Source organism: Lentzea kentuckyensis (assembly GCF_002150765.1).
GTDB classification, from domain to species: domain Bacteria; phylum Actinomycetota; class Actinomycetes; order Mycobacteriales; family Pseudonocardiaceae; genus Lentzea; species Lentzea kentuckyensis.
Window position 1 is genome coordinate 125,461 of the sequence record NZ_MUYM01000050.1, and the last position, 7,201, is coordinate 132,661.

Here is a 7,201-nt window from a genome sequence, read left to right on the forward strand (position 1 = left end):
TGGTCGGGATGCAGGTCGTTGTGGTAAGGCAGATCTTCATCTCCGCCGCCGCGGAGCGAAAGGAAAATGGGTGTCGGGGAATCGGGACGGAGTGTTCCGCGGCCGTGCGGGAGAACGGGAACTCCTCAGCGGTGTGCTGGACGCGGGCACCGGTGTGGTGTTGGTGGACGGCGCGGCGGGAACCGGCAAGACGCGGTTGCTGAGCGAGCTGGCCGCCGTCGCCACGCGCCGCGGTTTCGAAGTCGCCACGGCACAGGACGAACTGGATCAGCCCTTTCTGCTGGCCCGCCTGGCCGAACGGCACCCCGACGGTCCCACGCTCGTCGTGCTGGACGATCTCCACCTGGCCGAGCCCGCGACCCTGACCGCGCTGCGCGCCCTGCTCCCCGCCCCCACCCACGAGAAGGTCGTCTGGCTGCTCGCCCGCCGCTGCGGCGAGGGAGCGGACCGCCTGTTCGCCGCCGCCGCACAGCGCGGAGCCCTGCGGATCGAGCTGCGACCGTTGCCGGACAACGTGGTGGTGGACCTCGTCGCCGATCTCGCCGGAGGCGTTCCCGATCACGATCTCCGGGCGCTGGCGGCGACCGCCCAGGGAAATCCCGGGGCCCTGGTCGGTCTTTTCCAGGCGCTCGGCGAAGACGGTCAGATCGTGATCACCGCCGAGCACGCGTCGCTCAGGTCCGACCGCTCGCCGCGGCGCACCGAGTCGCTGCTCCGCGACCGCGTCAGTTCGTTGAGCGGCAAAGCAAGGCACGTGCTGCAGGTCGCGTCCGTGCTCGGTCCCCGCTTCGAACCCGGTGACGTCGCCGAGATGCTCGCCTCCAGCACCGCGATCCTGTTGCCCTCCCTGGAGGAGGTCATCGGCGCCGGGGTGGTGACGTCGCTGGACGACCGCCTGGCGTTCCGGCACGAGCTGCTCTGGCGGCTGGTCGCCGACTCCGTGCCACCGCCGGTGCGTCGCGCGCTGCACCGCGAGGCCGGCGAGATGTTGCTGCGGCGCGGGGATTCCGCCGTCCACGCCGCCAAACACCTCCTGCACGGCGCCCAGCGCGGTGACGTGCGGTCGATCGACGGACTGGTCGCGGCGGCGATCGCCGTGCTGTGGAACGCGCCTGACGCCGCGGCCGAACTCGCGGTGCGGGCACTCGAACTCACCGACCAGGCGTCCGCTTCGCTGGTGCACCGCACGGTCGTCGCGGTGCGCGCGCTGATCGCGGCCGGGAAGCTCACCGCCGCGCAAGCGCTCGCGCAGGACGCGTTGTCCCGCCAGGTCTCCCCGGAACCCGCGGCCAAACTGCGGCACTGCGTCGCCACGACGACGTTGCTGGGAGCGCGGCACAGCGAGTCGGCGGCGATCTCCGAGGCGTTGCTCGCCGAACCCGACCTGCTGCCGGAACTCGCGCCGTGGGTGGAGATCACCCGGATGATGGCGCTGCTCGGCCACGACCGGCGCCGCGCGGAGGAGCTGGCCGAGACGGTCGTGCGCACCCACTCGGGTTCGCCGGACGACGTGCTGGCAACGGCGCTGGCGGTGCTGGCGGCGATCGCGCGCGACACCGGACGACCCGGTGCGGCACTGGAACTGGCCCGCGAGGCCGCGCAGTCCGTGACCTCGCACGACCTCTGCGCGTACCCGCAGTTGTTGCTCGCGACGCTGCACTCGGGCATGCGCGAGTTCGCCGAGGCCGACAGCGTGGTGCGGCGAGCGCGCAGCGGGCCGTCCGCGGTCGTGACCAAGGAACTGATGACCGCGGTCGTGCAGGCGCGCATCCTGTTGCAGGCAGGGCGGATCGAGGAGGCGTCGGTCGAGGCGCGCGGCGCGCTGACGGTGGCGGAGGAGACCGGGCACGTCGCGCTGGTCGCGCCGGCGTTGGCGGTGCTGGCCGTGGTCGCGATCCACACCGGTGACCTGCCCGCCGCGATCGACCACGTCGAGCGGTACCGCGAACGCGTCCCGGTCGACGGGATCATCTTCTCGCGCGCCTACTACCAGTGGGCCGACGTGCTGGTCTCGTACGTGGCCAATGGTCTGGAGAAGGCGCTCGGGCTGCTCACCGACGAGTACCCGGGACTGGTGGCGTCCGGGCTGTTCGCCGAGGAACCCCGTGCCGCCGGCTGGTTCGTCCGCCGCGCGCTGGAGGCGGGGGACGAACGGCTGGCCAAGGCCGTGGTCGACCGGGTGGAACGGCTCGCCGAGGAGAACCCCGGACTGCGCGTGGTGGCGGCGGCCGCGCTGCACGCCCGCGGCCTGTTCGACGCCGACGCCTCGCTGCTGGAACTGGCCTCGCAGCAGCACCGCGACCTGTGGGCCAGGGCCAACGCGGCCGAGGACCTCGGCGTGCTGCTGACGACCGCGGCCGATCGCGCGGCCTCGGTCAAGGCGCTGGAGAACGCGCTCGGGCTGTACCGGGAGATCGGCGCGTCCCGCGACAGCGCCCGCGTGCTCGGCCGGCTGCGCAAACTCGGCCGCCGCCGACGCGCCGCACCGATGCGGCCGGCGTCCGGATGGTCCAGTTTGGACGACACCGAACGGGCGATCGCGAACCTCGTCGCCAAGGGGCAGACGAACCGGCAGATCTCCACGCAGCTGTTCATGTCACCGCACACGGTGAACTTCCACCTGCGCAAGATCTTCCGCAAACTGGAGATCAGCTCTCGCGTCGAGCTGGTGATGAGGTCGAGGGACGACCAGTGATCCGCTTGGCCTGACGGCGCAGTTGCAGGATGCGGGCCGCACCGACGACCGCGACCAGCACCGCGCCGCCGATCGCGCCGAACAGCAGCGCCACCCCGAGCGGCAGGCTGAACTCGCCCCACAGGAAGCGGATCGTCGCGTTGTCGCCGTTCTGCAGGATGAACACGAGCAGGAAGATCAGCACGACGATCGCGATCAGCACGGCGATCCACGTGCCGCTGATCCGGGTGGGCCGCAGCTTCTTCGGTGCGGCCGCCGCCGGAGGCGTGGTCGGGATCGGCTCGGTGATCGGCGTCTTCGGGGTCTCGTCGCTGGGAGTCGCCACGGTGCTGATTATCGGCGACCAGGCGCGCTTCCGCCCGCTGGCAAAAGGGTTACAGCCTGCGCAAACCTGAGAGAACCCGTTCGAGCAGCGCCATGTTCGGCTTGTCGCCCGGCTCGTGCACGGCGACCAGCTCGAGCGTGATCAGGTCGCTCAGCAGCACTCTCGTGACGCCGAGCGGGATCTTCATGAGCGCGGAGATCTCGGCGACCGACCGCGGCTGCAGGCACAGCCGCATCATGGCCGCCTGGTCGTTGTTGGCGCGGTACAGCCGGTCCTCATCCGTGGAGAGCAGTGTTTCCAGGCGAAGGTCGTGGCGGGCCGTGGTGCGGCCACCGGTGCGGGCGTAGGGACGGATGAGCGAGCTGTCCCGTGCGGGGGCGGGTGGTGGATCTTCTTCCTGCATCGGCCACTCCGGTGGCGGTTCCGGTGGGCGTTGGCGCAACGGTTGCTGACGGGGCAGTTGCTGCGTCTCCGCGCCGTGCGGGTCAGGTCTTTGATCGGCGCGCAGTCGTCTACGGGTCGCCGGAGACCCGAAACGCGCCCCCGTGTAACCGATTTCCGTCGCTTCCTTGTCGTGCACGTCCTCAAGCTATAACGAACACGGCCAAATGTATGTCGATCACGTTGCCTTTTTGTTCCCCAGATCGAATCTGACCTGGATTGCAGTGCCGGACGACGTCGTTTGGGTGCGCACGAGGTCGGCCAAACGGTTCACCAGCAACAGTCCGCGACCACCTGGTTCGTTTGCGTGAACCGGTGTACGGCCGGCCAGCACATCGGTGATGTGGCCGTTGTCGTTGACTTGGCAAACAATACTTTCGCTTTCGGTCCAGACCCGGACCGTGCTCTCGCCGCCGCCGTGCCGGACGCTGTTCGTCGCGAGCTCGGTGACCGCGAGCGCGAAGTCGTCGACGCGGTCGCGGGACAGGCCGAACTTCGTGGCCTGCTCACGGGCGAACGCCCGCACCGCGGCCATCGCACCCGCTCCTGCCAGCGTGCTCGCCGCGTCCGCCGGGGTCGCCAGCGGGAGCGAGTGAGTGGCGACGACGACCCGCGCGGGGTGGAAGTGGTCGCTGGGACGGTGACCGCTCGCGTCGATGACGATCGGGTGGGTCTTCTCGGCGTCGGCCAGGACGTCGTGGGAGAGGCCGGAGATGTCGTACGGGCAGAGGATGCTGAGGTCACGGCCGCTGAACGCGTAGTTGACCAGGGCTTCGTGCAGTGCGCAGGCCGGGTACTCGACCTCGGTGCGCATGTCCCACACCGGCTCGCTGATGATGCGGACGGCCCCGCGGTGCCGGTCGGCGAACGCGCGGAGCTCGGGGATGATCCGGCCGGGGTTGCGGCCGGTGTCCGCCATGTCGATGAACGTCACGTGGTGCGCGAACCCGCTCAGCGCCTCTTTGAGCAGCTCCAGGTTCCGGCTGGGCACGGCCACGGCGACCGGTTCGGCGTTCGCGAGGCCCTCCATGACGAACGGGACGGTCCCGTCGATGTAGGACTCCTCATCGGAGTAGAACAACGCCGGATGTGCGAACGTCATGTGCCACCTCTCGTCAACGCCCCAGGGTGCGCACCCGGCGCGTTGCTCAAACCATCATTTCTTGACTCTTACACCGTGTCAGCCCCTACACAGGAGCAGTCATGTTCACCATCGGAGACTTCGCCCAACTGGGGCGTGTGTCGGTGCGGATGCTGCGCCATTACGACGCCGTCGGCCTGCTCCCGCCGGCCCACGTCGATCCGTCGTCCGGCTACCGCTTCTACACCGCGGCCCAGCTGCAGCGACTCAACCGGCTGATCGCGCTGAAGGACCTCGGTCTCACGCTCGACCAGGTACGAATCGTGCTCGACGACAAACTTTCCGTCGAGCAGCTGCACGGAATGCTTTCGTTGCGGCGCGCCGAGCTGCGGCAGCAGATTCTTGCGGACGAGTCGCGGTTGCGCCGGGTCGAAGCACGTCTCCGCGCCATTGAAAGGGAAGGCGCCATGCCCACTGACGACGTTGTTGTGAAACCCGTTCCCACCGTCCGCGTCGCCCGTTTGACCGCGACCGCCGCGTCCTACGGGCCCGAGGACATCGGTCCGGTCATCCAACCGATGTACCCGGAGCTGATGGCGCGGCTCGACCGTGCCGGCGTGCCCATCACCGGGTACGGGATCGCCACCTACGAACCCGCCGAGGGCGACACCGTGGTCGTGCACGCCGGGATGGCGGTGTCGGTCGAACCGACCGCCGCCTTCGAGTTCGAGGTCGTGGACCTGCCGGCCCTGGCCACCGCCGCGACGGTCGTGCACCGGGGGCCGATGGACGACGTCGACGCCACCTACCAGGCCGTCGCGTCGTGGATCGAGGCTCACGGCTACCGGCAGAACGGGTTCGCCCGGGAGGTCTACCTGAACTACGGCCACGGGGACCCCGCCGAGTGGACCACCGAGCTGCAGGTGGAGATCACCAAGCCGTAAGCGCGATCACGACGGCCAGCCCGAGCAGGCCGGCCGGGAGCGAGGCGACCGCGGCGAGCCCGCCCGTGATGAGCGGGCCGCCCGCGTCGCCGAGCTCCCGGCCCACCTCGGCGCTGCCCATCGTCTGACCCATCCGTTCGTCCGGTGTGGACTTGGCCAGCGCCGTGAACGCCAGCGGGGTCACGGCTCCCGAACCGGCTCCGATGAGGACGGCCGCCACGAGCGCGCCGGGGAGTCCGGGAATCGTCGCGGCCGCGACGAAACCCGCTGCCGCCGTGAGGATGCCCGCACGGGTGCCGCGGCGGGTGGCGATGCGTCCGGCGTCCAAGGCCTTGCCGATGCGCGGCTGGACGAGTGCGGCGGTGATCGCGAGGAGGCTGACCGCGGCGCCGGTGACGATCGGGCCGTGCTCGGCGGCTTTCACCGGCAGGAAGCCGACTCCGGTGGCCAGTGCCGCCGTGGACGCGGCGAGCGCCGCCGTCGGCCGGAGGAAGTCGCTGTGGGACAGGCGTTTCGCTAGGTCCCGGACGGTTTGCCGGTGGCGCGGCAGGGGTTCCAGGTGCGGCACTGTCACCGCGGCCCAGATCGCCACTGCCGCTGCCAGCGCGGCCATCGTGAGGAACAGGACGTCGAAGCTGCCGAAGTGGATCAGCACGCCACCGAGCAACGGACCGGCGGTGTAGCCGATGCCCTTCCACGCGCCGTAACGCCCGAACGCCTTGCCCCTGGCTGATTCCGGGGTCAGGCGGGCGACCATCGCGCTGGCGGCGGGGGAGAACGCCGCCGCGGCGACACCTTGAGCGAACCGGGTGATGGCGACGTTGTCGATCAGCACGAACGCGGCGCTCGCGACGGCGAACGCCGCCAGTCCCGCGAGCAGGACCGGGCGGGGACCGATTCGGTCGGCCAGGGAGCCGAAAACCGGTTTCAGGACGATTTCCGCGCCGTCGTAGATCGCGAGGATCAGGCCCAGTGCCAGCAGGTTCGTCTGGAGGAAGCCCAGGCTGGAGGCGACGCTGTGCGCGCCGAACGCCGTGACGAAGCCCGCTGCGCACAGCGGCAGGACGTTCCTCACGCTTCGTCTTGGTGGATGCGGCGGTGCAGCGACTCCATCCGCTCGTCCAGCTGAGCCGCGATCATCGCGGAGGACATCAGCTCGTCCACGAAGTCGGCGGGCGGGCTGTCGTCGTACTTGTAGAACAGCTTGTGCTCCAGCGTGGCCCAGAAGTCCATCGCGATGGTGCGCAGCTGCACCTCGACCTTCACGTGCTCGACCCGGTCGGACAGGAACACCGGGATCTGCACGATCAGGTGCAGGCTGCGGTACCCGTTCGGCTTCGGGGAGGCGATGTAGTCCTTGGTGCGCAGGATCTTCACGTCGTGCTGGCGGGAGAGCATCGCCGACACCCGGTACACGTCGGACACGAACGGGCAGATGACGCGCACGCCGGCGATGTCGTCCAGGTGGTCGCCGATGCGGTCGACCTCGAGCGGGAAGCCCTTGCGCCGCAGCTTCTCCAGGATGCCCTCTGGCTTCTTCACCCGGTTCGTGATGTGCTCGATCGGGTCGTGCCGGTGGACCGAGTCGAACTCCTCGCTGAGGATCCGGAGCTTCGTCATCAGCTCCTCGATCCCGAACTTGTAGACGAGCAACCGCCGGTCGAGGTCGCGAAGGAGGCTCAGGTCGTCGGCCAGGTCGGTCACGACTCCAGGGT

7 protein-coding genes are annotated in these 7,201 nt (G+C 69.7%); 2 read left to right on the forward strand and 5 right to left on the reverse strand.

Features of this window, described 5'->3' with window-relative positions; translation table 11 throughout:
* The first annotated feature begins 70 nt into the window (after positions 1–70).
* The gene (locus B0F77_RS23510; protein ID WP_143466865.1) at positions 71–2,695 is read left to right on the forward strand and encodes a helix-turn-helix transcriptional regulator; all 2,625 of its coding nucleotides are present in this window, start codon (positions 71–73) and stop codon (positions 2,693–2,695) included.
* On the opposite strand, the gene B0F77_RS23515 is transcribed toward B0F77_RS23510, so the two are convergent.
* The 3 genes from B0F77_RS23515 to B0F77_RS23525 form a co-directional block, all read right to left on the reverse strand.
* Positions 2,649–2,984: a LapA family protein gene (locus tag B0F77_RS23515; RefSeq protein WP_245848577.1), complete on the reverse strand. Its 336-nt coding sequence runs from the start codon at positions 2,982–2,984 to the stop codon at positions 2,649–2,651. The genes B0F77_RS23510 and B0F77_RS23515 overlap by 47 nt on opposite strands.
* 85 nt (positions 2,985–3,069) lie before the next feature.
* Positions 3,070–3,423, reverse strand: a complete 354-nt coding sequence (locus B0F77_RS23520) for a DUF742 domain-containing protein (protein ID WP_086665125.1) — start codon at positions 3,421–3,423, stop codon at positions 3,070–3,072.
* A gap of 216 nt (positions 3,424–3,639) precedes the next feature.
* Positions 3,640–4,563 carry an anti-sigma factor RsbA family regulatory protein gene (locus tag B0F77_RS23525; protein ID WP_086665126.1) on the reverse strand — a complete coding sequence of 308 codons (924 nt, stop codon included), beginning with the start codon at positions 4,561–4,563 and terminating at the stop codon, positions 3,640–3,642.
* Positions 4,564–4,664: 101 nt separating this feature from the next.
* Between B0F77_RS23525 and B0F77_RS23530 the strand changes: the two genes are divergently transcribed.
* Positions 4,665–5,486, forward strand: a complete 822-nt coding sequence (locus B0F77_RS23530; RefSeq protein WP_086665127.1) for a MerR family transcriptional regulator — start codon at positions 4,665–4,667, stop codon at positions 5,484–5,486.
* Here the strand turns inward: B0F77_RS23530 and B0F77_RS23535 are convergent.
* Together B0F77_RS23535 and B0F77_RS23540 are read right to left on the reverse strand one after the other, a co-directional pair.
* Entirely contained in the window at positions 5,473–6,561 is a 1,089-nt protein-coding gene (locus tag B0F77_RS23535) for an MFS transporter (RefSeq protein ID WP_086665128.1), read from the reverse strand. The two genes, B0F77_RS23530 and B0F77_RS23535, sit on opposite strands and share 14 nt — an antisense overlap.
* Positions 6,558–7,190 (reverse strand): GTP pyrophosphokinase, encoded by a 633-nt coding sequence (locus tag B0F77_RS23540; RefSeq protein WP_245848576.1) that lies wholly within the window; start codon positions 7,188–7,190, stop codon positions 6,558–6,560. Before B0F77_RS23540 ends, B0F77_RS23535 begins: the two co-directional genes overlap by 4 nt.
* Positions 7,191–7,201: the final 11 nt, after the last annotated feature.

Coding starts and splice junctions, on each gene's coding strand:
- B0F77_RS23520 (WP_086665125.1), bottom strand. CDS start 3,423: ATGCAGGAAGAAGATCCACCACCCGCCCCCGCACGGGACAGCTCGCTC.
- B0F77_RS23525 (WP_086665126.1), bottom strand. CDS start 4,563: ATGACGTTCGCACATCCGGCGTTGTTCTACTCCGATGAGGAGTCCTAC.
- B0F77_RS23530 (WP_086665127.1), top strand. CDS start 4,665: ATGTTCACCATCGGAGACTTCGCCCAACTGGGGCGTGTGTCGGTGCGG.